24 protein-coding genes are annotated in these 23,650 nt (G+C 72.5%); 23 read left to right on the forward strand and 1 reads right to left on the reverse strand.

All coding sequences use genetic code 11. The features are described 5' to 3' along the window. The first annotated feature begins 56 nt into the window (after window positions 1–56). From ACIQVD_RS07050 to ACIQVD_RS07140, 19 genes are all read left to right on the forward strand, one after another. Entirely contained in the window at window positions 57–1,220 is a 1,164-nt protein-coding gene (locus tag ACIQVD_RS07050) for an LCP family protein (protein ID WP_402286549.1), read from the forward strand. A gap of 124 nt (window positions 1,221–1,344) precedes the next feature. Next, window positions 1,345–1,569, forward strand: a complete 225-nt coding sequence (rpmE, locus tag ACIQVD_RS07055) for a 50S ribosomal protein L31 (RefSeq protein ID WP_033214688.1) — start codon at window positions 1,345–1,347, stop codon at window positions 1,567–1,569. Window positions 1,570–1,704: 135 nt separating this feature from the next. After that, complete coding sequence (gene prfA, locus ACIQVD_RS07060) at window positions 1,705–2,781, forward strand: peptide chain release factor 1 (protein ID WP_400681789.1); 1,077 nt, start codon at window positions 1,705–1,707, stop codon at window positions 2,779–2,781. 24 nt (window positions 2,782–2,805) lie between these two features. Then, on the forward strand, window positions 2,806–3,672 hold the full coding sequence (gene prmC, locus ACIQVD_RS07065) for a peptide chain release factor N(5)-glutamine methyltransferase (RefSeq protein ID WP_111554252.1): 867 nt from the start codon (window positions 2,806–2,808) through the stop codon (window positions 3,670–3,672). A 75-nt stretch (window positions 3,673–3,747) separates the two neighbouring features. Beyond that, window positions 3,748–4,395: an L-threonylcarbamoyladenylate synthase gene (locus tag ACIQVD_RS07070; RefSeq protein WP_100836350.1), complete on the forward strand. Its 648-nt coding sequence runs from the start codon at window positions 3,748–3,750 to the stop codon at window positions 4,393–4,395. Window positions 4,396–4,409: 14 nt separating this feature from the next. Next, on the forward strand, window positions 4,410–5,066 hold the full coding sequence (locus ACIQVD_RS07075) for a protein-tyrosine-phosphatase (protein WP_400682643.1): 657 nt from the start codon (window positions 4,410–4,412) through the stop codon (window positions 5,064–5,066). Between the two features lie 165 nt (window positions 5,067–5,231). Beyond that, window positions 5,232–6,494 (forward strand): serine hydroxymethyltransferase, encoded by a 1,263-nt coding sequence (gene glyA / locus ACIQVD_RS07080; protein WP_400681785.1) that lies wholly within the window; start codon window positions 5,232–5,234, stop codon window positions 6,492–6,494. A gap of 162 nt (window positions 6,495–6,656) precedes the next feature. Further along, the gene (locus ACIQVD_RS07085; RefSeq protein ID WP_402286554.1) at window positions 6,657–8,051 is read left to right on the forward strand and encodes an MraY family glycosyltransferase; all 1,395 of its coding nucleotides are present in this window, start codon (window positions 6,657–6,659) and stop codon (window positions 8,049–8,051) included. A 354-nt stretch (window positions 8,052–8,405) separates the two neighbouring features. After that, window positions 8,406–8,759, forward strand: a complete 354-nt coding sequence (locus ACIQVD_RS07090) for a hypothetical protein (RefSeq protein ID WP_282202552.1) — start codon at window positions 8,406–8,408, stop codon at window positions 8,757–8,759. A gap of 279 nt (window positions 8,760–9,038) precedes the next feature. After that, a complete protein-coding gene (atpB, locus tag ACIQVD_RS07095; protein WP_402286557.1) occupies window positions 9,039–9,851 on the forward strand; it encodes a F0F1 ATP synthase subunit A in 813 nt (270 codons plus the stop codon). Between the two features lie 80 nt (window positions 9,852–9,931). After that, window positions 9,932–10,159, forward strand: a complete 228-nt coding sequence (atpE, locus tag ACIQVD_RS07100) for an ATP synthase F0 subunit C (RefSeq protein ID WP_014138091.1) — start codon at window positions 9,932–9,934, stop codon at window positions 10,157–10,159. 41 nt (window positions 10,160–10,200) lie between these two features. Beyond that, window positions 10,201–10,758: a F0F1 ATP synthase subunit B gene (locus ACIQVD_RS07105; RefSeq protein WP_100836344.1), complete on the forward strand. Its 558-nt coding sequence runs from the start codon at window positions 10,201–10,203 to the stop codon at window positions 10,756–10,758. Continuing rightward, window positions 10,755–11,570, forward strand: coding sequence for a F0F1 ATP synthase subunit delta (locus tag ACIQVD_RS07110; protein WP_402286561.1), 816 nt, complete (start codon window positions 10,755–10,757; stop codon window positions 11,568–11,570). Before ACIQVD_RS07105 ends, ACIQVD_RS07110 begins: the two co-directional genes overlap by 4 nt. A 154-nt stretch (window positions 11,571–11,724) precedes the next feature. Then, the gene (gene atpA, locus ACIQVD_RS07115; protein ID WP_033252986.1) at window positions 11,725–13,299 is read left to right on the forward strand and encodes a F0F1 ATP synthase subunit alpha; all 1,575 of its coding nucleotides are present in this window, start codon (window positions 11,725–11,727) and stop codon (window positions 13,297–13,299) included. A 33-nt stretch (window positions 13,300–13,332) separates the two neighbouring features. Next, window positions 13,333–14,247 carry a F0F1 ATP synthase subunit gamma gene (locus ACIQVD_RS07120; protein WP_111554258.1) on the forward strand — a complete coding sequence of 305 codons (915 nt, stop codon included), beginning with the start codon at window positions 13,333–13,335 and terminating at the stop codon, window positions 14,245–14,247. A gap of 2 nt (window positions 14,248–14,249) precedes the next feature. Continuing rightward, the gene (atpD, locus tag ACIQVD_RS07125) at window positions 14,250–15,704 is read left to right on the forward strand and encodes a F0F1 ATP synthase subunit beta (RefSeq protein WP_111554259.1); all 1,455 of its coding nucleotides are present in this window, start codon (window positions 14,250–14,252) and stop codon (window positions 15,702–15,704) included. Between the two features lie 216 nt (window positions 15,705–15,920). Continuing rightward, window positions 15,921–16,304, forward strand: a complete 384-nt coding sequence (locus tag ACIQVD_RS07130; RefSeq protein ID WP_100836339.1) for a F0F1 ATP synthase subunit epsilon — start codon at window positions 15,921–15,923, stop codon at window positions 16,302–16,304. Between the two features lie 123 nt (window positions 16,305–16,427). Next, on the forward strand, window positions 16,428–16,928 hold the full coding sequence (locus tag ACIQVD_RS07135; protein ID WP_199528111.1) for a DUF2550 domain-containing protein: 501 nt from the start codon (window positions 16,428–16,430) through the stop codon (window positions 16,926–16,928). A gap of 212 nt (window positions 16,929–17,140) precedes the next feature. Continuing rightward, window positions 17,141–17,713 (forward strand): cob(I)yrinic acid a,c-diamide adenosyltransferase, encoded by a 573-nt coding sequence (locus tag ACIQVD_RS07140; RefSeq protein WP_100836337.1) that lies wholly within the window; start codon window positions 17,141–17,143, stop codon window positions 17,711–17,713. A 16-nt stretch (window positions 17,714–17,729) separates the two neighbouring features. On the opposite strand, the gene ACIQVD_RS07145 is transcribed toward ACIQVD_RS07140, so the two are convergent. Continuing rightward, the gene (locus ACIQVD_RS07145; RefSeq protein ID WP_402286566.1) at window positions 17,730–18,260 is read right to left on the reverse strand and encodes a hypothetical protein; all 531 of its coding nucleotides are present in this window, start codon (window positions 18,258–18,260) and stop codon (window positions 17,730–17,732) included. A 123-nt stretch (window positions 18,261–18,383) separates the two neighbouring features. Here ACIQVD_RS07145 and ACIQVD_RS07150 point away from each other — a divergent pair, with 123 nt between their 5' ends. The 4 genes from ACIQVD_RS07150 (at window position 18,384) to ACIQVD_RS07165 (ending at window position 23,457) form a co-directional block, all read left to right on the forward strand. After that, window positions 18,384–19,574 (forward strand): sensor histidine kinase, encoded by a 1,191-nt coding sequence (locus ACIQVD_RS07150; protein ID WP_402286569.1) that lies wholly within the window; start codon window positions 18,384–18,386, stop codon window positions 19,572–19,574. Then, window positions 19,571–20,236 (forward strand): response regulator, encoded by a 666-nt coding sequence (locus ACIQVD_RS07155; protein WP_402286572.1) that lies wholly within the window; start codon window positions 19,571–19,573, stop codon window positions 20,234–20,236. The genes ACIQVD_RS07150 and ACIQVD_RS07155 overlap by 4 nt, the downstream gene beginning before the upstream one ends. A 436-nt stretch (window positions 20,237–20,672) precedes the next feature. Further along, the gene (locus tag ACIQVD_RS07160) at window positions 20,673–21,008 is read left to right on the forward strand and encodes an STAS domain-containing protein (RefSeq protein ID WP_100836334.1); all 336 of its coding nucleotides are present in this window, start codon (window positions 20,673–20,675) and stop codon (window positions 21,006–21,008) included. Between the two features lie 172 nt (window positions 21,009–21,180). Then, window positions 21,181–23,457, forward strand: a complete 2,277-nt coding sequence (locus ACIQVD_RS07165; protein ID WP_400681771.1) for an ATP-binding protein — start codon at window positions 21,181–21,183, stop codon at window positions 23,455–23,457. Window positions 23,458–23,650: the final 193 nt, after the last annotated feature.

Genomic DNA, 23,650 nt, shown 5'->3' on the forward strand with positions numbered 1-23,650 from the left:
CGTACCGGTCCGTCACTTATGCTCGATAGGTCGCACTGTGGGCGAAATGAGGCGATATGGCCGAGCACACCAAGCACCGCACCCCGCGCCGCCGCGGGCTGCGGATCGCGCTGTTCGCGCTGGCCGGCCTCGTCCTGGTCGGGGCCGGACTGGGCGGGATCGCCTACTGGAAGCTGAACCGGAACATCCACGGCGTCGACATCTCCGGGCAGCTGGGCACCGCCCGGCCGCCCGCCTCCACCGGCGGGGCGTTCAACGTCCTGGTGCTGGGCTCCGACTCGCGCTCCGGCACCAACGGGAGCCTGGCGGGCGGCGACACCGGCGACACCGCCCGTTCGGACACCGCGATGGTGGTGCACGTCAACCAGGCGCACACCGCCGCCTCGGTGGTCTCGATACCCCGCGACACCCTGGTGCCCCGCCCGGCCTGCACCGGCGACGACGGCAAGCAGGTCGCCGCGGCCCGCAGCGCGATGTTCAACTCCGCGTACGAGGTCGGCGGCCCGGCCTGCGCGGTGAGGACCGCCGAGCAGCTCACCGGGATGCGGATGGACCACTTCGTCGAGGTGGACTTCACCGGCTTCGCCGCGCTGATCGACGCGATCGGCGGGGTGGACGTCACCACCACGGTGCCGATCGACGACAAGGACAGCGGCCTGCGCCTGGACGCCGGCACCCACCACCTGGGCGGGCAGCAGGCACTGGCCTTCGTCCGGACCAGGCACGGCGTCGGCGACGGCAGCGACCTGGGCCGGATCGAGCTCCAGAAGGAGATGGTCCGGGCGATGCTCGGGCAGGTCGGCGCGCTCGGCCTGGGCTCCAACCCGGTGGCGATGTGGCAGCTCGGCGACAAGCTGACCAGCTCGCTGACCACCGACTCCGACCTGGCCTCGGTCAACTCGCTGGTCGGCATGGCGCAGACCGTCAAGAAGATCGGGCCGGACCAGCTCACCATGGTCACCCTGCCGGTGGCGTACTCGGTCAGCGACCCCAACCGGGTGGTCCCGAGCAACCCGGAGGCCCAGCAGCTGTGGGCGGCGCTGCGGGCCGACCGGGCGGTGCCGCCGCAGGTGCTCCAGCAGCAGCCGGCCAACCCGGCGCAGGCCGACCCGTCCGCCCCGGCGAGCGCCGGGGCGGGAGCCTCCGCCGGCGCCGCCGCCGGTGCCTCGGCCGAGCCCTCCGCGGACGCCCTCGCCGATGCCTTCGAGGGGGCGGAATAGCGGGCTCCGCCTCCCGGTTTGGGAAGAAGCGGGCAGTGCTGGCACACTGGTCCGTCGGTCCCGGTTCACGAGCGGCTGCCCAGTCCGCCGACCCGGTGCCCTCCCGATCAGCTAGGAGAATCCCTTGAAGTCCAACGTTCACCCGGAGTACGTGCTCACCAAGGTGACCTGCACCTGCGGCAACGAGTTCACCACTCGTTCGACCGAGACCAGCGGCGAGATCCGCGCCGAGGTCTGCTCGAACTGCCACCCGTTCTACACCGGCAAGCAGAAGATTCTGGACACCGGTGGCCGCGTGGCCCGCTTCGAGGCGCGCTTCGGCAAGAAGCTCTCCGGCGGCAAGGCCTAGCGCTTCCACGGCGCCGGTCTCGGACGTCCCCGTGCTCGTGCACGGGGGCTTCCGGACCGGCGCCGTTCGCGTCTCCCCCCTCTCGCTCCCCCCGCCACCCCCGCTGCGGCACACTCACGGAAGTAGGACAGACCGATGTTCGAGGCAGTCGAAGAGCTCCTCGTCGAGCACGCCGACCTCGAGAAGAGGCTGGCCGACCCGTCGGTGCACGCCGACCAGGCGAACGCCCGCAAGCTGGCCAAGCGGTACGCCGAGCTGACCCCGATCACCCGGACGTACCTGGCCTGGAAGCAGGCCGGCGAGGACATCGCCGCCGCGCGCGAGCTCGCCGTGGAGGACCCGGACTTCATCGCCGAGGCGAAGAGCTCCGAGGCCCGCCAGGAGGAGCTGACCGAGGAGCTGCGGCTGCTGCTGGTGCCGCGCGACCCCAACGACGACAAGGACGTCATCCTGGAGGTCAAGGCGGGCGAGGGCGGCGAGGAGTCCGCGCTGTTCGCCGGCGACCTGCTCCGGATGTACCTGCGCTACGCCGAGCGGCTGGGCTGGAAGACCGAGATCATCGACGCCAACGAGTCCGACCTCGGCGGCTACAAGGACGTCTCGGTGGCGGTCAAGACCAAGGGCAACCCGGAGCCGGGCCACGGCGTCTGGGCGCAGCTGAAGTACGAGGGCGGCGTGCACCGGGTGCAGCGGGTGCCCGCGACCGAGTCGCAGGGCCGGATCCACACCTCCGCCGCGGGCGTGCTGGTCACCCCGGAGGCCGAGGAGGTCGAGGTGGAGATCCACGCCAACGACCTGCGGATCGACGTCTACCGCTCCTCCGGCCCCGGCGGGCAGTCGGTGAACACCACCGACTCCGCGGTCCGGATCACCCACCTGCCGACCGGTATCGTGGCGTCCTGCCAGAACGAGAAGAGCCAGCTGCAGAACAAGGAGCAGGCGATGCGCATCCTGCGGTCGCGGCTGCTGGCCGCCGCGCAGGAGGAGGCCGAGCGGGAGGCGTCCGACGCCCGCCGCAGCCAGGTGCGCACCGTGGACCGCTCCGAGCGGATCCGGACGTACAACTTCCCGGAGAACCGCATCTCCGACCACCGCACCGGGTTCAAGTCGTACAACCTGGACCAGGTGCTGGACGGCGAACTCAACGCGGTGATCCAGTCCTGCGTGGACGCCGACGCCGCGGCCAAGCTGGCCGCCGCGCAGGAGAACTGAGCCGAGGCTAAGGGGCCCGAGGGTATGAACCTGCTGCTCGCCGAGGTGGCCCAGGCCACCCAGCGCCTGGCCGCGGCCGGCGTGCCCTCGCCGCGCTTCGACGCGGAGGAACTCGCGGCGCACACCCACGGCGTGAAGCGCAGCCAGCTGCACACCGTGCCGGACGGGGACTTCGACGCCCGGTACTGGGAGGCGGTCTCCCGCCGCGAGCAGCGCGAGCCGCTCCAGCACATCACCGGACGGGCGTTCTTCCGCTACCTCGAACTGGAGGTCGGCCCCGGGGTGTTCGTCCCTCGGCCGGAGACCGAGTCGGTGGTCGAGTGGGCGATAGACGCGGTCCGCGCGATGGACGTGGCCGAGCCGCTGGTGGTCGACCTGTGCACCGGCTCCGGGGCGATCGCGCTGGCCCTGGCCCAGGAACTGCCCCGCTCCACCGTGCACGCCTTCGAACTCGACGAGGGCGCCCTCGCCTACACCCGCCGCAACGTCGAGGCCAGCCCCGACCGCGCCCGGGTCCACCTGCACCAGGGCGACGCCACCCTGGCCTTCGCCGACGACCGCGGCTGGGACGGCCGGTTCGACCTGGTGATCAGCAACCCGCCGTACATCCCGCTCACCGAGTGGGAGTACGTGGCCCCCGAGGCCCGCGACCACGACCCGCAGCTGTCGCTGTTCTCCGGCGAGGACGGCCTGGACACCATCCGCGGCATCGAACGCGTCGCCGCCCGGCTGCTGCGCCCCGGCGGCGCGGTGGTGATCGAGCACGCGGACACCCAGGGCGGGCAGGTCCCGTGGATCTTCCGCGAGGAGGGCGGCTGGACGGACGCCGCCGACCACCGGGACCTCAACAACCGGCCGCGCTTCACCACGGCCCGGAGGGCGTCGTTGTGAACACCGGGCACAGCACCACAGCCCGTCGCGCTTCGCTGTAAGTACCACTGACACCACCGGAAGGGGATTGCTCCGATGAGCCGCCGATACGACTGCTCCGACGCCCAGGACCGCGCGAGCGGGCTGCGTGAGGCCGCCACGGCGATCCGCCGCGGGGAGTTGGTGGTGGTGCCGACCGACACGGTGTACGGGATCGCCGCGGACGCCTTCTCGCCGGAGGCGGTCGCCGCCCTGCTGGACGCCAAGGGCCGGGGCCGGAACATGCCCTCGCCGGTGCTGGTCGGCTCGCCGACCACGCTGCACGGGCTGGTCACCGACTTCTCCGAGCAGGCCTGGGAACTGGTGGACGCCTTCTGGCCCGGCGGCCTGACCCTGGTGGCCCGGCACCAGCCCTCGCTGCGCTGGGACCTGGGCGAGACCCGGGGCACCGTCGCGGTCCGGATGCCGCTGCACCCGGTCGCGCTGGAGCTGCTGAACGCCACCGGCCCGCTCGCGGTCTCCTCCGGCAACAAGACCGGCGGCCCGTCCCCGTCCACCTGCGACGAGGCCGAGGCGCAGCTCGGCGACGCGGTGTCGATCTACCTGGACGGCGGGACGGCGGACTACGGCACGCCCTCGACCATCGTCGACGTCACCGGCAAGGTGCCGGTGGTGCTGCGGGCGGGCGCGATCGGCGTCGAGCAGCTGAGGGAGGTCGTTCCGGACGTGGAGGCCGGCAGTTGACCGCCGCCGCCCCCCTGTACGGAGCGCGGAGCACCCGGGCCCCCTTCGCGGAGCCCGGGCCGCTCCCGCTGGACACCTTCCGCATCCTGTTCGTCTGCACCGGGAACGTCTGCCGCTCGCCGATCGCCGAGCGGCTCGCCCGGCTGGAGCTGGACTCCCGGCTCGGGGTGCGGGTCGGCCGCCGGATCGTGGTGGAGAGCGCCGGCACCTGGGGCCACGAGGGCGCCCCGATGGAGGCGCACGCGGCGACGGTGCTCGGCGAGTACGGCGCGGACAGCGCGGACTTCGCCGGGCGGGAGCTGCTGGACGAGCACGTGATCGACGCCGACCTGGTGCTGACCGCGACCCTGGACCACCGGGCGCAGGTCATCTCGATGGGCCACGCGGCGGGACTGCGCACCTTCACCATCAAGGAGTTCACCCGTCTGGTGCAAAGGGTCGACCCGCGCACCCTGCCGGACCCCCGGGACGGCGCGCGGCTGACCGAGCGCGCCCGCGCGCTGGTCCGCTCGGCCGCCGCCCTGCGCGGCTGGCTGCTGGCCTCCGCACCCGAGTTCGACGAGCTGAGGGACCCTTACGGGGCACCGATCGGGATGTTCCGCAACTGCGGCGAGGAGATATTCGACGCGCTGGACCCGGTGGTGACCGCCCTGACGGGCGTGGCCCGCTGAGTTGAGCGCCCTCCACTAAAGTTTCCGTGGGGGATTTGTGAAGACTGCGTGCGCAGGCGATGGCGGCAACCGGAAAGGCGCAAGCCCGCGCGTTCGGGCGGGCCGGGCGGTGGGGGCCGACCTACGCTGGAAGGACCTGCCCGCACCGCAGCCTGGAGCCGCACCATGACGGTCGCCGACGCCCCATCCGTCCACTGGGAGGCCGCGGAGGCCCTGCGCACCGCCGACCCGCTGATCGCCGACCTGCTCACCGCCGAGGCCGAGCGCCGGGCGGACTCGCTGCAACTGCTCGCCGGGGAGAACCTGGCCACCCCCGCCGTCCTGGCCGCGCTGTCCGGCCCGCTGGCCGACAAGTACGCCGAGGGCTACCCGGGCCGCCGGCACCACACCGGCTGCGCGCCCGCCGACACCGTGGAACTGCTGGCGATCGACCGGGCCCGCGAACTGTTCGCCGCCCCGCACGCCAACGTCCAGCCCCGCTCCGGGACTTCGGCGATGCTGGCGGCCTACGCCGCGCTGCTGCGGCCGGGCGACGCGGTGCTCGCCATGTCGCTGGAGCACGGCGGCCACCTCAGCGCCGGCTCGCGGGCCAACTTCTCCGGCCGCTGGTTCCGCTTCCACGGCTACGGGGTGCGCGAGCAGGACGGCCGGATCGACCTCGACCAGGTCCGCGCCCTGGCCCGCGAGCACCGCCCGAAGGCGATCGTGGCCGGCGGCATCTCCTACCCGCGGCACGTCGACTGGGCCGCCTTCCGGGAGATCGCCGACGAGGTGGACGCCTACCTGATCGCCGCCGCCGGACAGACCGCCGGCCTGGTCGCGGCCGGCGCCGCCCCCTCCCCGGTGCCCTACGCGGACGTCACCGTCGCCACCACCCACAAGCTGCTGCGCGGCCCGCGCGGCGGGCTGCTGCTGTGCACCGCCGAGCTGGCGGACCGGATCGACCGCGCGGTCTTCCCGTTCACCCAGGGCGGGGCGGCGATGCACGAGGTGGCCGCCAAGGCGGTCGCGCTGGCCCAGGCCGCCACCCCCGCCCACACCGGCTACGTCCGGCGGGCGGTCTCCGGCGCCCGGGCGCTGGCCGCCGCGCTGGCCGCGGCCGGGGCCCAGCCGCTCACCGGCGGCACCGACACCCACCTGGTGACCGCCTCGGTCCGGGCCCTCGGCCTGACCGGCGTGGAGGCCGAACGCCGCTGCGCCGCGGCCGGGTTGCTGCTCGGCCGGTGCGCCGTCCCGTACGACCCGGCGCCGCCGACCGAGACCTCCGGCATCCGGCTGGGCACCGGCACCTGCGCGGCCCAGGGGATGGGCGAGGAGGAGCTCGGCGAGGTCGGCGCCCTGCTCGGCCGGGTGCTCGCCGGGGACGGCCCGGAGCCGGTGCGCGGCCGGGTGCGGGAGCTGGCCCGGGCCTTCGCCGGGCGGCGCTGAGCCGCCCGGCGGAGGGTTCGGGGCCGTCGGGGAGAACCGCGATGCGGGGCCCGGGCGTCGGAGTCAATAAGGTGTGGTCCGTGGCGACGCACCTCGAATCCCGAACCAGCGCGGGAGTACCCTGCGTACTCGTCCGTCCGAGCGCGACCCTGGAGGCCAGTGGTGCGTGAGTATCTGCTGGTCATGTTCGTCTCGGCGGCGGTGACCTACCTGCTGGTCAGCCCGGTCCGCAAGTTCGCGATCGCGGCCGGCGCGATGCCCGCCGTCCGGGCGCGCGACGTGCACCGCGAGCCCACGCCGCGGCTCGGCGGCATCGCGATGTTCGGCGGCCTGCTGGCCGGCCTGCTGGCGGCGTCCCAACTGACCAACCTCGGGCGGCTGTTCGTGCAGAGCGCGGACATCAAGGCGCTGCTCTCCGGGGCCGGGATCATGTTCGTGCTGGGCGTCCTGGACGACAAGTGGGGCGTGGACGCGCTGGTGAAGCTCGGCGGGCAGATGATCGCCGCCGGCGTGATGGTCTGGCAGGGCATCACGGTGATCGCCATCCCGGTGCCCGGCTACGGCTCGGTCCCGGTCACCCCGACCCAGGGCATGCTGATCTCGGTCGTGCTGGTGGTCGTGATGGTCAACGCGGTCAACTTCATCGACGGCCTGGACGGCCTGGCCGCCGGCATGGTCTGCATCGCCGCGATGGCCTTCTTCCTCTACTCGTACCGGCTCTGGCTCGGCTACGGGATCAACGACGCCGCGCCCGCCGCGCTGTTCACCGCGGTGCTGATCGGCATGTGCCTGGGCTTCCTGCCGCACAACCTGCACCCGGCGCGGATCTTCATGGGCGACTCCGGCTCGATGATGCTCGGCCTGATGCTGGCCGTCGCGGCGATCTCGATCACCGGCCGGGTCGACCCCGACCTGATCACCGAGCAGGTCGGTTCGCAGACCACCGCCGTGCACGCCCTGGTGCCGATCTACATCCCGCTGCTGCTGCCGCTGACCGTGATCGCGCTGCCGCTGGCCGACCTGCTGCTGGCCGTGGTGCGCCGCACCTGGGCGGGCAAGTCGCCGTTCGCGGCGGACAAGCAGCACCTGCACCACCGGCTGCTGGAGGTCGGGCACTCGCACAGCCGGGCCGTGCTGATCATGTACTTCTGGGCCGCGCTGATCGCCTTCGGCACCGTCGCGGTGTCGATCACCAACACCGGCCGCGCGGTGGTGCTCACCATGGCGGGCCTGTGCCTGGTCGGCCTCGCGGTGCTGCTGATGCCGCGGTTCAAGCCGCGCGCGCCCAGGGCCGTCCAGTCCTTCGTGCCGCCCCGCTACCGGGACGGCGAGCCGGGCCGGGCGCAGGCGGTGGAGCCGGTCGCGTCGGTCGCGCCGGTCGCGTCGGCGGGGTCCGCGGAGTCGGTCGCGTCGGCGGAGCGCGCGCAGAGCGCCGAGAGCGCCGAGAACGCCGAGCCGGCCGCGATGGCCGAGCTGTCGGCCGAGGACAAGGCCCTGCTGGGACGGCTCGGGACGGGCGCCACGGCGGCCGGGCAGCGCGGCGAGCGGCGCTCCTGACGGAGGGTCAGTTCCCGTTGGGCCGTCCGGCGGCACCCGTTCGGAGGCACTTGTCCGCCCTTGGTGTGACAGGTACCACACCTTCATGGTAAAGCTCTCATCAAATAGTTTGTGATACCGTTCACGAGTACCGAGAACACGCCGAAAGACCTGACAGGTGGAGGACTTCCGTCCCTGGTCGGTCTCCCTCGACGGACGCGCCGTCCAGGCGGCTGTCCGCGGCGCGTTCCGCGCACCCCCCGTGTCTCTGCCCCCCGTTTCCGACATGCCGCCGGAGTTGCCGACATGCCGTCCCACGACGCCCGGATCCTCCGTGGCGCCGCAATCCCCACTGCGGTCGCCGGAGTGGTCGCCATGGCGATCGCCTTCGCCGTCGCCCAGGGGAAGGGTCTGCTCGGTGCCCTGCTCGCGACGGTGGTCGTGATCCTGTTCTTCGGCGCCGGCCAGATCGCGCTCGACCGGCTGGGCCGGAACAACCCGCAGATGCTGATGCCGGTCGCGATGCTGGTCTACACCACTCAGATCCTGGTGGTCGGCGTCCTGCTCGCGGTGGCCAAGCACCTCACCTTCTTCGACCACAAGGTCTTCGGCCTCTCGCTGCTCGGCCTGGTGATCGTCTGGATGGGCTTCCAGGTGCGGGGCTGGCTGAAGGCCAAGACCTTCTACGTGGAACCCGACGGCAAGCCGAAATCCGGGCGTCAATCGTGAGCGGGGCATACCGTCCCCCTCACGAGGGGGGCGGTGTTTATGCCCTCCTGACGGGCTGCTATCGTCCGTCCCGACGGCGGAGTACGGGAAGCGGCCAGGTCCCTCCGAGAATCGGACGGATCGCCCCCCGGCTCCACGAAGCTTTCGAAGATCCCGCGGTGGGGATATGCGCCGCGCCGGGTCAGCGAGAAATCCAACTAGTCCCAGTGCCGCACCGTGGCCGACGGCCACGCCGACACACCGAGGTTGCCGTAACCATGCGTCAGAACGAAGGAGTCTGTGGTGGGTGCTGACGTCCAGCTCGCCTCCGAGGCCGGTTGCCACCTGAACTCCGGCTGCGGCTTTCCCGCCCCCGGCCTGAACGAGTTCGAGTTCAAGCCGATCTTCTCGGTCGGGAGCGTCGACTTCACCAAGCCGATGCTGCTGTCGATCATCTGTGCGCTGCTGGTGGTCGGCTTCTTCTGGGCCGCGTTCGCCAAGCCGAAGCTGCTCCCGGGCAAGCTCCAGCTGGTCGGCGAGATCGGGTACGACTTCGTCAAGCGGAGCATCGTGCTGGAGACGATCGGCAAGAAGGGCGAGAAGTACGTCCCGATGCTGGTCTCGATGTTCTTCTTCGTGTGGATCATGAACATCATGTCCATCGTCCCGTTCGCCCAGTTCCCGGTGATGTCGCGCATCGCGTTCCCGGTCGGGCTCGCGGTGATCGTGTGGATCACCTACATGGCGCTGACCTTCAAGAAGCACGGCTTCGTCGGCGGCATGAAGAACCTCTGCTGGCCGTCGGGCATCCCGGGCTGGGTCATGTTCATCCTGGTGCCGATCGAGTTCTTCTCGAACATCTTCGTGCGCCCCTTCACCCTCGCGGTCCGAGCCTTCGCCAACATGTTCGCCGGTCACCTGCTGATCGTCGTCTTCTCGGTGGCCTCCTGGTACCTGCTCAGCCCCAGCATCGGCGCCCTGTACGGCTCGGTGTCCTTCGTGGTGGCCGTGGGTCTGACCGCCTTCGAGCTGCTGGTGCAGTTCCTGCAGGCGTACATCTTCGTGATGCTCGCCAGCAGCTACATCGCCGGTGCCCTGGAAGAGGCGCACTGAGCCCCGCGGCCCCGGCCGCGCCCCGAACTCCCGGTGGCCAACACCCACCGGTATCCCATCCCCGCAAAGGATTAGCTGAGATGTCCGCTCTCGCTGAGGTTTCCGGTTCCGTCGCTTCCATCGGCTACGGCCTCGCCGCGATCGGCCCCGGCATCGGTGTCGGTCTGATCTTCGGTAACGGCGTGCAGGCGATGGCCCGTCAGCCCGAGGCTGCCGGCCTGATCCGCTCGAACATGTTCATCGGCTTCGCGCTGACCGAGGCCCTCGCCCTGATCGGCATCGTCATGCCGTTCGTCTACGGCCAGTGAGCCGGACGTTCCGGTAGCCAATTCCGACGAAAGGTTCTGATATGGCCCCCGAGGTTCTCCTCGCGGCAGAAGAGAAGATGAACCCTCTTCTCCCCGCGTGGCCCGAGGTCATCATCGGCCTGCTCTGCTTCTTCATCGTCTTCGGCATCCTCGGCAAGAAGCTCCTCCCCAGCATCGAGAAGGTGCTGGGAGAGCGCCGCGACGCCATCGAAGGCGGCATGAAGCGCGCGGAGACCGCTCAGGCCGAGGCCCAGGCCCTGCTGGAGCAGTACCGCGCCGAGCTCGCCGAGGCGCGCCACGAGGCCGCGCGGATCACCGAGCACGCCCGTGAGCAGGGCGCCGCCCTGATCAACGAGATGCGCGAGGAGGGCCAGCGCCAGCGCGAGGCCATCGTCGCCGCCGGCCACGCCCAGATCGAGGCCGACAAGAAGCAGGCCACCGCGGTCCTGCGCCAGGACGTCGGCTCGCTGGCCTCCCAGCTGGCCTCCCGCATCGTCGGCGAGTCCCTGGAGGACCACGCCCGCCAGAGCGGTGTCATCGACCGCTTCCTGGACGAGCTGGAGTCCAAGGCCACCGCTGCCCAGGGTGCGTCCAAGTGATCGGCGCGAGCCGTGAGGCACTCGCCGCCGGCCGCGAGAACCTGGAGAGCCTGACCGACAACACTTCGGTGGACGCGGCCAAGCTCGCCGGGGAACTCGCCGCCGTCACCGCGCTGCTGGACCGCGAGGTCTCGCTGCGCCGGGTGCTGACCGATCCGTCCCGGTCCGGTCAGGACAAGGCCCAGCTGGCCGCCTCGCTGCTGAACGGCCAGGTCTCCGGCGAGAGCGTCGACCTGGTCTCCGGCCTGGTCCGCTCGCGCTGGTCCGGCCCGCGCGACCTGGTCGACGCGGTCGAGCAGCTCGCCGCGTACGCCGAGGTCATCGCCGCCGACAGGTCGGGCGCGCTGGACGACGTCGAGGACGAGCTGTTCCGGTTCGGCCGGGTGGTGGCGGGCTCGCACGAGCTGCGCGCCGCGCTGACCGAGCCGAAGGCCGACGCCGCCGCCAAGGCCGCGCTGGTGCGCAGGCTCCTCGGCGGCCGCGCCAACGCGGGCACCGTCCGCCTGGTCACCAGCCTGGTCACCGCCCCCCGGGGCCGTAGCCTGGAAGGTGGCCTGGAGACCTACTCCAAGCTCGCCGCCTCCCGGCGGGGCCGCGTGGTGGCCCTGGTCACCACCGCGATCCCGCTCTCCGACCGCCAGAAGGACCGCCTCGCCGCCGCGCTGGCCGGTCTCTACGGGCGGCAGGTCCACCTGAACATCGACGTGGACCCCTCGGTCCAGGGCGGTGTCCGGGTGCAGATCGGCGACGAGATCATCGACGGCACCGTGTCGAGCCGCCTGGAAGGCGCTCGCCAGGGTCTCGAAGGCTGAGCACCAGCACTATCCGACCCTCGGTCGGGCGTCGGTCCACACCAGGTGGGCCGGCAAAACGTACGGCCGGTTCACCCGACCCGGCCGAGAGTCGAGCACTTGCGGCCCTCAATGGCGGGCCGAGGATCGCAAACTAGGAGAGCAGGGAAGCCTGATGGCGGAGCTTACGATCCGTCCGGAGGAGATCCGGGACGCGCTGGCCGACTTTGTCCAGTCGTACCAGCCGGACGCGGCCTCGCGTGAAGAGGTCGGCACGGTCACCGAGGCCATGGACGGTATCGCCAAGGTCGAGGGCCTGCCCTCGGTCATGGCCAACGAGCTGCTGAAGTTCGAGGACGGCACCCTCGGCCTCGCGCTGAACCTCGACACCCGCGAGATCGGTGTCGTCGTCCTCGGTGAGTTCTCGGGCATCGAGGAGGGCCAGACGGTGCAGCGCACCGGCGAGGTCCTCTCCGTCCCGGTCGGCGACGGCTACCTCGGCCGTGTCGTGGACCCGCTGGGCAACCCGATCGACGGCCTGGGCGAGATCGCGGCCACCGGCCGCCGCGCCCTGGAGCTGCAGGCCCCCGGCGTCATGGCCCGCAAGTCGGTCAAGCAGCCGCTGCAGACCGGCATCAAGGCGATCGACGCGATGACCCCGATCGGCCGCGGCCAGCGCCAGCTGATCATCGGTGACCGCCAGACCGGCAAGACCGCCGTCGCCGTCGACACGATCATCAACCAGCGCGACAACTGGCGCTCGGGCGACCCGGAGAAGCAGGTCCGCTGCATCTACGTCGCCGTGGGCCAGAAGGGCTCCACCATCGCGTCCGTCCGCGGCGCCCTGGAGGAGGCCGGCGCGCTGGAGTACACCACCATCGTGGCCGCTCCCGCCTCCGACCCGGCCGGCTTCAAGTACCTCGCCCCGTACACCGGTTCGGCCATCGGCCAGGAGTGGATGTACGACGGCAAGCACGTCCTCATCGTCTTCGACGACCTGTCGAAGCAGGCCGAGGCCTACCGCTCCGTCTCCCTGCTGCTGCGCCGCCCGCCGGGCCGCGAGGCGTACCCGGGTGACGTCTTCTACCTGCACTCCCGCCTGCTGGAGCGCTGCGCCAAGCTGAACGACGCCCTCGGCGGCGGCTCGATGACCGGTCTGCCGATCATCGAGACCAAGGCCAACGACGTCTCGGCGTACATCCCGACCAACGTCATCTCGATCACCGACGGCCAGTGCTTCCTGGAGTCCGACCTGTTCAACGCCGGCATCCGCCCGGCCGTGAACGTCGGCATCTCGGTCTCCCGCGTCGGTGGCTCCGCCCAGATCAAGGCGATGCGCTCGGTCGCCGGCCGCCTGCGCCTGGACCTCGCCCAGTACCGTGAGCTGGAGGCGTTCGCCGCCTTCGGTTCCGACCTGGACGCGGCCTCCAAGGCCCAGCTGGAGCGCGGTGCGCGCATGGTCGAGCTGCTGAAGCAGGGCCAGTACCAGCCGTTCCCGGTCGAGGAGCAGGTCGTCTCCATCTGGGCCGGCACCACCGGTCAGCTGGACGACGTCCCGGTGGCGGAGATCCGCCGCTTCGAGCGCGAGTTCCTGGACAACGTCCGCCTGGAGCACAAGGGCATCCTGGCCGGCATCGTCGAGACCGGCCTGCTGGAGCAGGGCACCATCGACGCGCTGACCGCCGCGATCACGTCCTTCAAGCAGGGCTTCACCACGGCTGACGGCAAGCTGCTCTCCGAGCAGGCCTGAGTCCGGTAGCGAGGGAAAGGACGTAACGACCCAATGGGAGCACAGCTTCGGGTCTACAAGCGCCGCATCCGCTCCGTCACCGCGACGAAGAAGATCACCAAGGCGATGGAGATGATCTCCGCGTCGCGCATCGTCAAGGCGCAGCGCGCGGTGGCCGCCTCCACTCCGTACGCCGACGAGCTCACCCGCGCGGTGACCGCGGTGGCCACCCGGTCCACCGCGAAGCACCCGCTGACCACCGAGAACCCGAACGCGCAGCGCGCGGCCGTCCTGCTGATCACGGCGGACCGCGGCCTGGCGGGCGGCTACTCGACCAACGCCATCAAGCAGTCGCTGGCGCTCGCCGCCCGCCTCCGCGAAGAGGGCAAGGAAGTGGTCACGTACATCGTCGGCCGCAAGGGCGTGGGCTACTACGGCTTCCGCAACCTGGCGGTGGCGAACTCCTGGACCGGCTTCTCCGACAAGCCGACCTACGGAGACGCCAAGACAGTCGCGGCGGACCTGATCGAGGCCTTCACCGCGGAGACCGGCGGCGTGGACGAGCTGCACCTGGTGTCGACCGAGTTCGTGTCGATGCTGACGCAGAACGCCATCGACCGGCGCCTGCTGCCGCTGCGGCTCGACGAGGTCGAGCTCAGCGACGCGACGCCGGCCAAGGACCAGATCTTCCCGCTCTACGACTTCGAACCGTCGGCGGAGGGCGTCCTCGACGCGCTGCTGCCGCGGTACGTCGAGAGCCGGATCTACAACGCGCTGCTGCAGTCGGCCGCTTCCGAGCACGCCGCCCGCCGCCGCGCGATGAAGAGCGCGACGGACAACGCCGGCGAGCTCATCAAGTCGCTCACGCGGCTTGCCAACTCGGCCCGACAGGCCGAGATCACCCAGGAAATCAGCGAGATCGTCGGCGGTGCCAACGCCCTCGCCGACGCTAGCCGCGGGAGCGAATGAGTATGACCACCACTGTTGAGCCGACGGGCGCCGGACTGGCCACGGGCCGCGTCGCCCGGGTCATCGGCCCGGTCGTCGACGTGGAGTTCCCCGTCGACGCGATTCCCGACATGTTCAACGCCCTGCACGTCGAGGTGGACAACCCCGACGGCACGGGCAGGAAGACCCTGACCCTCGAGGTCGCCCAGCACCTCGGCGACGGCCTGGTCCGCGGCATCTCGATGCAGCCGACCGACGGCCTGGTCCGCGGCTCGCAGGTCACCGACACCGGTTCGGCGATCTCCGTCCCGGTCGGCCAGATCACCAAGGGCAAGGTGTTCAACGCCCTCGGTGAGGTGCTGAACGTCGACAAGGCCGAGTTCGACGCCCAGGTCGAGGTCAAGTGGCCGATCCACCGCAAGGCCCCGAACTTCTCCGAGCTCGAGTCCAAGACCGAGATGTTCGAGACCGGCATCAAGGTCATCGACCTGCTCACCCCGTACGTCACCGGTGGCAAGATCGGCCTGTTCGGTGGCGCCGGCGTCGGCAAGACCGTGCTCATCCAGGAGATGATCTACCGCGTCGCCGAGAACTTCGGTGGTGTGTCGGTGTTCGCCGGTGTCGGCGAGCGCACCCGTGAGGGCAACGACCTCATCGACGAGATGGTCGACTCGGGCGTCCTGGACAAGACCGCGCTGGTCTTCGGCCAGATGGACGAGCCGCCGGGCACCCGACTGCGGGTCGCGCTCTCCGCGCTGACCATGGCGGAGTACTTCCGCGACGTCGAGAAGCAGGACGTGCTCCTCTTCATCGACAACATCTTCCGGTTCACCCAGGCCGGTTCCGAGGTGTCGACCCTGCTCGGCCGCATGCCCTCCGCGGTGGGCTACCAGCCGAACCTGGCCGACGAGATGGGCCTCCTCCAGGAGCGCATCACCTCGACCCGCGGTCACTCGATCACCTCGATGCAGGCGATCTACGTCCCCGCGGACGACCTGACCGACCCGGCGCCGGCCACCACCTTCGCCCACCTGGACGCGACCACCGTGCTGTCGCGCCCGATCTCGGAGAAGGGCATCTACCCGGCCGTCGACCCGCTGGACTCCACGTCCCGCATCCTCGACCCGCGGTACATCACGCAGCTCCACTACGACACGGCCGTCCGCATCAAGGGGATCCTGCAGAAGTACAAGGACCTCCAGGACATCATCGCGATCCTCGGCATCGACGAGCTGTCCGAGGAGGACAAGATCACGGTGCAGCGGGCCCGCCGCATCGAGCGCTTCCTCTCGCAGAACACCTACGTGGCGAAGCAGTTCACCGGTGTGGACGGTTCGACCGTGCCGCTGTCGGAGACCATCGAGGCCTTCAACGCGATCGCGGACGGCAAGTACGACCACGTCCCGGAGCAGGCGTTCTTCATGTGCGGTGGCATCGACGACCTCGAGCGCAACGCCGCCGAGCTGCTGAAGAAGTAACCGCAGGCCGGTTGCACGGCAGACCGAACCGTTGAGGGGTGGTCCCCGGCTCTCGTCGGGGGCCACCCCTCACCGCTGGATCTGCTGTGATCCCGGTCATTTACGGGCCCCTGGTTTCGTTCCGGGGGCGCGTGACCGTTATTCTTACCGAAACTGCCGAGATCGCCGCCCGTTCGCCCGGGCGTCCGATGGCCGGCAAGAGCCAAGGAGCCCACGTTGGCTGAGCTGCACGTCGAGCTGGTCGCAGCCGACCGCAAGGTGTGGTCCGGTGCGGCCACCATCGTCGTCGCCCGTACGGCCTCCGGTGACACCGGCATCATGCCCGGCCACACCCCGGTGCTGAGCGTGCTGGAGACCGGCCCGGTCACCATCCGCACCGCCGACCAGGGCACTGTCGTGGCCGCGGTGCACGGCGGCTTCATCTCGTTCGCCGACAACAAGCTGTCGATCCTCGCCGAGATCGCCGAGCTGGCCGACGAGATCGACGTCGCCCGGGCCGAGCGGGCGCTGGAGAACGCCAAGACCGAGGCCGACTCGCACGCCGAGCGCCGCGCCGAGGTCCGCCTGCTCGCCGCCGGCGGGTTGAAGGCGCACCACTGAGCCTGGTCTCAGCGACGGTCCCGGGGACGCCTGGAGCGTGACCCCGGGACTGTCGTATCAGTTGGTAGGAATGAGCGGCCGTGGGTCGGCCGCCACGGGGAAGCAGCGAGGAGGTAGGTGAGCATGGTCCTCGCCCTTGTGGTGTGCGCGGTGGTGGTGGTCCTGGCCATCGCCGGGCTGGTCGGCTTCGCGGTGCGCCGCCGCCTCATCCAGCGGGTGGGCGGCACCTTCGACTGCTCCTACCGGTTGAAAATGCCGGCCGACGCCTCCACGCAGCCGGATCTCGACGAGAACGGCCAACCCACCTCCGCCCCGGTCCCGCAGACCGACGGCAAGGGGTGGGTTTTTGGTATCGGCCGCTACAGCGGCGACTCGATCGAGTGGTTCCGGGTCTTCTCCTACGCCCCCCGGCCGCGCCGGGTGCTGCCGCGCACCGAGATCGAGGTGCTGGGCCGGCGCTACCCGCAGGGCCAGGAGGAACTCGCCCTGCTCTCGGGCTCGGTGGTGCTGCGCTGCCTGCACAAGGGCGCCCCGCTGGAGCTGGCGATGAGCGACGACGCGCTGACCGGCTTCCTGGCCTGGCTGGAGGCGGCGCCGCCCGGACAGCGGGTCAACGTCGCGTAGCGACGGACCCGCTGGTGGGGGCACCCCCGGCCGAAGGCTGGGGGATGGGTCAACGTCGCGTAGCGACGGGCCCGCTGGTGGGGGCACCCCCGGCCGAAGGCTGGGGGATGGGTCAACGTCGCGTAGCGACAGGCCCGCTGGTGGGGAGCCGGATCAACGTCGCCTGGTGAGGCGCTGTTAACGGCCGTGAACCTGCGCGCTAGGCTGCGGGCATGGTGAACCTGACGCGCATCTACACCCGGACCGGGGACGACGGCACGACCGCGCTCGGCGACATGAGCCGGACCACCAAGACCGACCCCCGGCTGATCGCGTACGCGGACACCAACGAGGCCAACGCGGCGCTCGGCGTGGCGCTGGCCGCCGGGCAGTTGGACGAGGAACTGGTCACGGTGCTGACCCGGGTCCAGAACGACCTGTTCGACGTCGGCGCGGACCTGGCCACCCCGGTCGTCGAGGACCCGAAGTACCCGCCGCTGCGGGTCGAGCAGTCGTACGTCGACCGGCTGGAGGGCGACTGCGACCGCTTCCTCGCCGAGCTGGAGAAGCTGCGCAGCTTCATCCTCCCCGGCGGCACGCCCGGCGCGGCCCACCTGCACCTGGCGTGCACCGTGGTGCGGCGGGCCGAGCGGTCGACCTGGGCGGCGATCGAGGCGTACGGCGAGGGCGTCAACCCGCTGACCGCGAAGTACCTCAACCGGCTGTCCGACCTGCTGTTCATCCTGGCCCGCACCGCCAACAAGGAGCGCGGCGACGTGCTCTGGGTACCCGGCGAGAACCGCTGACCCGCCTGGCGGCGGGTCACTTCTCCCGCTTCGGGAAGACCGTGTAACTGGCCGCGATCAGCAGGTTGACGCCGACCACCAGGCCCATCCGCGGGTACCAGGTGCCCAGCGCCGCGGTGCGGGCGTCGTCGCCGACCAGCCACCGCACGGCCGCGACCAGCGCCACCGTGATCACCGCGGCGAGCAGCGTCAGCGCGCACACGCCCCACTCGTAGCGGGCCCGCGGCGCACCGTACCGGGGCGTCCCGGCGGGCTTCGGGCCGCCGGCCAGGCGGTGCGCGGCGTGCCCGTCCGCCCAGCGGACCAGGCGGCGGCCGTAGGCGAGCGAGAAACCGACGTACGCGGCGGCCAGGCCGTGCGTCCAGTCGGCGGTGGCGCCGCCGCGCAGGTCCGCGACGGTCGCGCCGAGGATCACCAGGTCGACCACCGGGAGCAGCGCCAGGAGCACCGCGCCCGTCCGGCGCAGGCGCAGCGCGTACCGGGCCAGCAGCCCGGCCGCCAGCACCACCCAGAAGCCGATCTCACCGGCGACGATCAGGGAAACCATGCTTCGATCCTGCCGCGCCCCGGGCGCCCGGTCATCGTCCGGCCAGTCGACACCGGTGTGCGACTTTCGTCGGACGGCGGGTCGTCCGACCGGTCGTTCCGGCGGGTCGGAAGGAGTGCTGGGATGGTGCCCGTGAGGCTCACCGCCCGCCAGGAGGACCTGGCCATCGCCGCCGCCGGGCTGCTCGGCGGCCTGCTGCTGCTCGCGTTCGGCGCCTACGACGCCCGGCCCGGGCTGCCGGTGTGGGCGGTGGCGCTGCCGCTGGCTGCGATGGCGGCGCTGGAGACGGTGCGCCGCCGGCGGCCGGTCTGGACGGTCTGCCTGGGCGGCGCGCTGTTCGGCGCCGGGGTGTACCTGGGCTCGCTGACGGCCACCCTGCTGATGTACACCGACCTGCTGTACGCGGCGACCCTGTACGGCCCGGTCCGGATGAGCAAGGTGCTGCAACTGACCGGTGCCGCCGCCACGTTGGTGCTCTCCGGGTTGACCTGGCGGTACGGGTCGGTGCCCGGGGCGCTGCTGGTCGCGGTGTTCTGCGGGCTGGTCTTCCTGGCCCCGGTCTGGACGGCCGACCTGCTGCGCCGCCACCGGGACCGTGCCGAGGCCGCGTGGCTGCGGGCCGAACAGACCGCGCTGCTGGCCGAGTTGGACCGGCGCGGCGCGGTGGCCGCGGAGCGCGCCCGGATGGCCCGCGAGCTGCACGACGTGATCGCCAACCACCTGTCGGCGATCGCCATCCACGCCACCGGCGCGCAGGCGGTGGCGCGCCGTCAGCGGCGCGAGCCGGACGAGCCGCTGGTGCAGGCGCTGGCGGTGATCCGGGAGAACAGCGTCCAGGGGCTGGCCGAGATGCGCCGGATGATCGGCCTGCTGCGCGGGAGCGGGCCCGAAGAGCCGTCCGTGGCACCGCGGTTGGCCGCGGTGGACGTGCTGCTGGAGCAGGCCCGGGCGGCCGGGCGGGCGGCCGGGCTGCGGTTCGAGGCGCGGGAGCTGGGCGAGCGCGGCGAGCTGTCCGCGCCGCTGGAGCTCGCCGCGTACCGGATCGTCCAGGAGTCGCTGACCAACGCGGTCAAGCACGCCGCGCCCGGCCCGGTGCGGCTGGAGATCCGGTACGGGGAGCGGGAGTTGGCGATCTCGGTGGAGTCCGCGTACCGGGCCGGGGCGGGCCGGCCGGTGCCCGGGGCGAGGGCCGGGCTGGTCGGCATGGGCGAGCGGGCCCAGCTGCTCGGCGGCCGGTTCGCCGCCGGGCCGGAGGGGGAGCGGTGGGCGGTGCGGGCGGTGCTGCCGCGGACGGCGGGCGGGGAGCGGGCGTGATCCGGGTGCTGGTGGCCGAGGACCAGGCGGCGGTGCGGGCGGCGCTGGTGATGATCCTGCGCGCGGAGGACGACCTGGAGGTGGTCGGCGAGGCCGCCGACGGCGAGCAGGCCGTCCGGCTGGCCCTGGAACTGCGGCCCGACGTGGTGCTGATGGACGTCCGGATGCCCCGGCTGGACGGCGTCGCGGCGACCCGGCGGGTGGTCGCCGCCGGGGCCGGGCAGGTGCTGGTGCTCACCACCTTCGACCTGGACGAGTACCTGTGGGGCGCGCTGCGGGCCGGCGCCGCCGGGTTCCTGCTCAAGGACCTGGAGGCCGAGGCGCTGGTCGACGGCGTCCGGGCGGTGGCCCGCGGCGACGGGATGCTCGCGCCGTCCGTCACCCGGCGGCTGATCGCCTCCCTCGCCCGGCCGGGCGGGCCCGGCCCGGCGGCTCCGGCGGGCGCTGCGGAGCCGGCGGAGCTGACGCCCCGGGAGCGGGAGGTGCTGGGCTGCCTCGGGGCGGGCCTGTCCAACGCCGAGATCGCCGCCCGGCTGCACACCGCCGAGGCCACCACCAAGACGCACGTCAGCCGGATCCTGGCCAAGCTCGGCCTGCGCAGCCGGGTGCAGGCGGCGATCCTCGCCCGGGAGCTGGGGGTGCCCGGCCCGGGGGAGCAGTGAGGGCGGGACGCGGCCGGGGCGGGGCGCGAGGGGCACAGATCACACCCGTCCCGGCGCAGATCACACTGCCGGAACGCACCACGGCGGGCGCGCTCCCACTAGAGTCCGGCGAGAGCGCTGCCGCTCCCGCGGTCGGTCCGTACTGCCCGGGTGCGGGACGTTCTGGGCGGCTGGGTGAGTTTGCTCACGGTCCGCCCGCAGACGGGTGATTTGGGCGGCAATCGAGCGTAGGTGTGAGGTGTTCCTGCGTATATTCCCTCGGACGGGTGAAGTTGAGGGGCAGTCCGGCGGGTGACAGCAACCTGCGGAACTGGTTCACCGTCAGATTCAGAAGGGGCCGGTGCGCGGACACGGCCCCGTGGAGCACGGACGTTCCCCGAGGTGCGGGCGGCACCGTGGAGCGGACGCCCGGCGGACGGCCGAGGAGGAGGACAGCATGCGCATCACCGGCGACCACACCGGACTGGCCATCGAAGGGCGGCTCGACGTGCGCAGCGCCGCCGACGCCAGGGCACTGCTGCACGCCGCCGTCGACGGCGGCGAGGGAGACCTGGTCCTCGACCTCGGACGCCTGGAGTTCTGGGACGCCACCGGGCTCGGCGTCATCATGGGCACCCACCGCCGGGCCGGCCGGGTCGGGCGTCGGCTGGTGCTCCGGGAAGTGCCGGTCCAGTTGCAGCGCCTGCTGGTGGCGACCCGGCTGCACCGCATCCTGGCGGTCGAGGGAGCGGTGCAGGACCCCTGCGGGACGACGCTTCCCGCGCTCGGCTAGCGCGCTCCCGGCCGGCCCGCGGGCGACGGCCGCGGGACGGTCGGGAGGCGGGCGGCGCACGGCCGGGTTCGTGTGCGGACGGCTCGGCGCCGGAACCACCCCTGTGTGGTGACCCGTCGTGTCCATGTGGGAAAGTCTCCGCTCAGGTGTCCGAGTGGCGGGGAGCAGCGACGTGGGTCAGCCGAGCGGGGAGTTCCGGGGGGACGGGGTGCGCCCGCGGAGCGGGGAACTGGTCAGCGGTGAACGGCTGGTGGTGGTCGGCGGCCCGGAGGGCTCCGAGGCCAGGCACTGCCCGGACGAGTGGATGCCGCAGCCCCGCCGGATCCGCGGCCTCGTGCAGGCCCGGCCGGAACTCGGCCCCAGCCCGGCCGTCGGCCCGCTCGCCCTGGGCGCCGGCCCCGGCGACCTGCGGCTGCTGGACCGCGACGCCGACATCGCCGCCCTGCTGGAACAGCTCCGGGCCGGACGTTCGGTGCAACTGCTCGGCCAGGCCGGCTCGGGCCGCTCCGCGCTGCTCGCGGCCGTCGCCGAGGCGGCCGGGGAACTCGCCCCGGACGGCGTGGTGCGGCTGAGCGGCTACCGGCGCACCACCGCCGACCTGCTCCAGGACCTGTTCGCCGCCACCCACCAGGCCCCCGACTTCCGCCCGGACCGCGAACAGCTGGCCGAACTGCTGGCCGGCGTCGCCGCGGTGGTGGTGATCGACGACGTCGAGCCGTCCGGCGAGGAACTGGAGGAACTGCTCGCCCTCGCCCCCGAGTGCGCGTTCCTGCTGGCCACCCTCCCCGACACCCCGCCCGCGCCCCCCGGCTCCCGGCTGCGCGACCACCTGGTGGCCGGCCTGTCCCGCCCCGCCTGCCTGACCCTCGCCGCCCGCCTGGCCGGACGCCCGCTGGACGAGGCCGAACGCGCCTGGGCGGTGGACCTCTGGTTCGAGTCCGAGGGCCTGCCGCTGCGCTTCGTCCGGGCGGCCGCGCTGCTGCGCCAGCGCGACGTCACGGTGGACGCGCTGATCGCCGCGCAGGAGGACCGGCGGAGCGTGTTCGGCTCCGTCCAGGAGTACGAACTGCCCCGCGACCCGGCCGAGTTGGAACGCGAGCTGCGCCGCCAGGTGCCGCTGCCCTCGGTGGGGGAGAGCGCCGCCCCGGCCCGCCGCCTGGTCCAGGGGCTGAGCGAGTCGGCCCGGCTGGTGCTGCGCCTCGCGCTCGCCCTCGGCGGGGAGTGCCCGACCGCGCCGCACCTGCCCGCCCTGGTCGACGTCGGCCTCGGCGAGAGCGCCCTGCAGGAACTCGTCGAAACCGGACTGGCGGTCTCCGTCGGCGGCCACCACCGCCTCACCGAGGGCGTGCTCGACGCGCTGCTGCCCGAGGTCGAGGACGACGGCAACGGCCTGCCCGCGCCGTTCGCCCCCGGCGGGATCGCGCACGGCGCCGCCGAACACCTCGCCTGGTGGGTCGGCCACGCCTCGGTCTCCACCCGGCAGGTCGCCGCCGAGGCCGAGGTGATCCTCGCCGTGCTGCTCGCCGAACGGGACGCCGACCGCCCCGCCGAGGTGCTCCGGCTGGCCCGGGCCGCCGCCCCCGCGCTCGCCCTGTCGCTGCGCTGGGGCGCCTGGGAACGCGCCCTGCAACTCGGCCTGGAAGCCGCCAGGATGCTCGGCGCACCCGCCGAACAGGGCTGGTTCCACCACGAGTTGGGCGTGTACGCGCTCTGCGCGGGCAGCCCGCAGCGGGCCGCCGCCGAACTGGAGGCGGCGATCGCGCTGCGCGCCGCCGCGGGCGAACAGCGCGGCGGGGCCGCGGCCCGCCGGATGCTCGACCTGATCCGGCTGGAGGAGACCGCCGCACTCACCGCCGGCCCCGACAGCGAACCCGCCCGCCGCCGCCGCGCCATCCGGGCGATCGCCCAGGTGGTGCCCGGCCGACTCCGCAAGCGGGCCCCGCGCGGCGCCCGCAAGACCGTCCTGCTGGCCGGCGCCGCCGTGATGGCGCTCGGCGTCCTCGGCACCGCGATCGGCGTCGCCGCCGGCGGGGACGACCACCCCGGCGGCGACCGCACCGGCAACTCCGCGGACGACCTGCCCCCGCTCGACCCCACCACCTCCCCCCGCCCCAGCAGCTCCCCCGCGCCCGCGCCCTCCGGCAGCGAGAGCCCGTCCGCGACGGACCCGGGCAGCCCGAGCGAGAGCCCGTCCCCCTCCACCAGCGGCCCGGCCACCACCAGCCCGTCGGCCACCCACCGGCCCGGCAGCACCCCGAGCGCCACGAGCAAGCCGGGCACCACGACCAATCCGGGTACGACGCCACCGCCGACCACCACGACCCCCAAGCCCACCGACACGGCGAAGCCGACGAACACGCCCACGACCACCGACCCGACGCCGCCCACGCCGACCGGTAGCGCGACCACCACGCCCACCGCCACGGCGACACCCACCAGCACCCCCTAGCGGCGGCCATGACGGCCCGTCAGAGCAGCAGCTGCTCCAGGGTCGCGTCCCCGCGGGCGAGGCGGCGCGCGTACGCGGCCCAGGCCGGACGGGCCGGCAGCGCGTCCAGCGGGTCGGGGGCGTCCGGGCCGAGGGCGCGGCGCAGCAGGCGGCGGGCCAGGCCCAGCGGGGCGCCGCGTTCGCACAGCCGGGC

The organism is Kitasatospora sp. NPDC090308 (assembly GCF_044769485.1).
GTDB classification, from domain to species: domain Bacteria; phylum Actinomycetota; class Actinomycetes; order Streptomycetales; family Streptomycetaceae; genus Kitasatospora; species Kitasatospora fiedleri.

Bases quoted from the DNA above. Each gene is read 5' to 3' on its own strand.
- ACIQVD_RS07050 (WP_402286549.1), top strand. From the start codon at position 57: ATGGCCGAGCACACCAAGCACCGCACCCCGCGCCGCCGCGGGCTGCGG.
- prfA (WP_400681789.1), top strand. From the start codon at position 1,705: ATGTTCGAGGCAGTCGAAGAGCTCCTCGTCGAGCACGCCGACCTCGAG.
- prmC (WP_111554252.1), top strand. From the start codon at position 2,806: ATGAACCTGCTGCTCGCCGAGGTGGCCCAGGCCACCCAGCGCCTGGCC.
- ACIQVD_RS07070 (WP_100836350.1), top strand. From the start codon at position 3,748: ATGAGCCGCCGATACGACTGCTCCGACGCCCAGGACCGCGCGAGCGGG.
- glyA (WP_400681785.1), top strand. From the start codon at position 5,232: ATGACGGTCGCCGACGCCCCATCCGTCCACTGGGAGGCCGCGGAGGCC.
- ACIQVD_RS07090 (WP_282202552.1), top strand. From the start codon at position 8,406: ATGGCGATCGCCTTCGCCGTCGCCCAGGGGAAGGGTCTGCTCGGTGCC.
- atpE (WP_014138091.1), top strand. From the start codon at position 9,932: ATGTCCGCTCTCGCTGAGGTTTCCGGTTCCGTCGCTTCCATCGGCTAC.
- ACIQVD_RS07105 (WP_100836344.1), top strand. From the start codon at position 10,201: ATGGCCCCCGAGGTTCTCCTCGCGGCAGAAGAGAAGATGAACCCTCTT.
- atpA (WP_033252986.1), top strand. From the start codon at position 11,725: ATGGCGGAGCTTACGATCCGTCCGGAGGAGATCCGGGACGCGCTGGCC.
- ACIQVD_RS07120 (WP_111554258.1), top strand. From the start codon at position 13,333: ATGGGAGCACAGCTTCGGGTCTACAAGCGCCGCATCCGCTCCGTCACC.
- atpD (WP_111554259.1), top strand. From the start codon at position 14,250: ATGACCACCACTGTTGAGCCGACGGGCGCCGGACTGGCCACGGGCCGC.
- ACIQVD_RS07135 (WP_199528111.1), top strand. From the start codon at position 16,428: ATGGTCCTCGCCCTTGTGGTGTGCGCGGTGGTGGTGGTCCTGGCCATC.
- ACIQVD_RS07140 (WP_100836337.1), top strand. From the start codon at position 17,141: ATGGTGAACCTGACGCGCATCTACACCCGGACCGGGGACGACGGCACG.
- ACIQVD_RS07145 (WP_402286566.1), bottom strand. From the start codon at position 18,260: ATGGTTTCCCTGATCGTCGCCGGTGAGATCGGCTTCTGGGTGGTGCTG.
- ACIQVD_RS07150 (WP_402286569.1), top strand. From the start codon at position 18,384: ATGGTGCCCGTGAGGCTCACCGCCCGCCAGGAGGACCTGGCCATCGCC.
- ACIQVD_RS07160 (WP_100836334.1), top strand. From the start codon at position 20,673: ATGCGCATCACCGGCGACCACACCGGACTGGCCATCGAAGGGCGGCTC.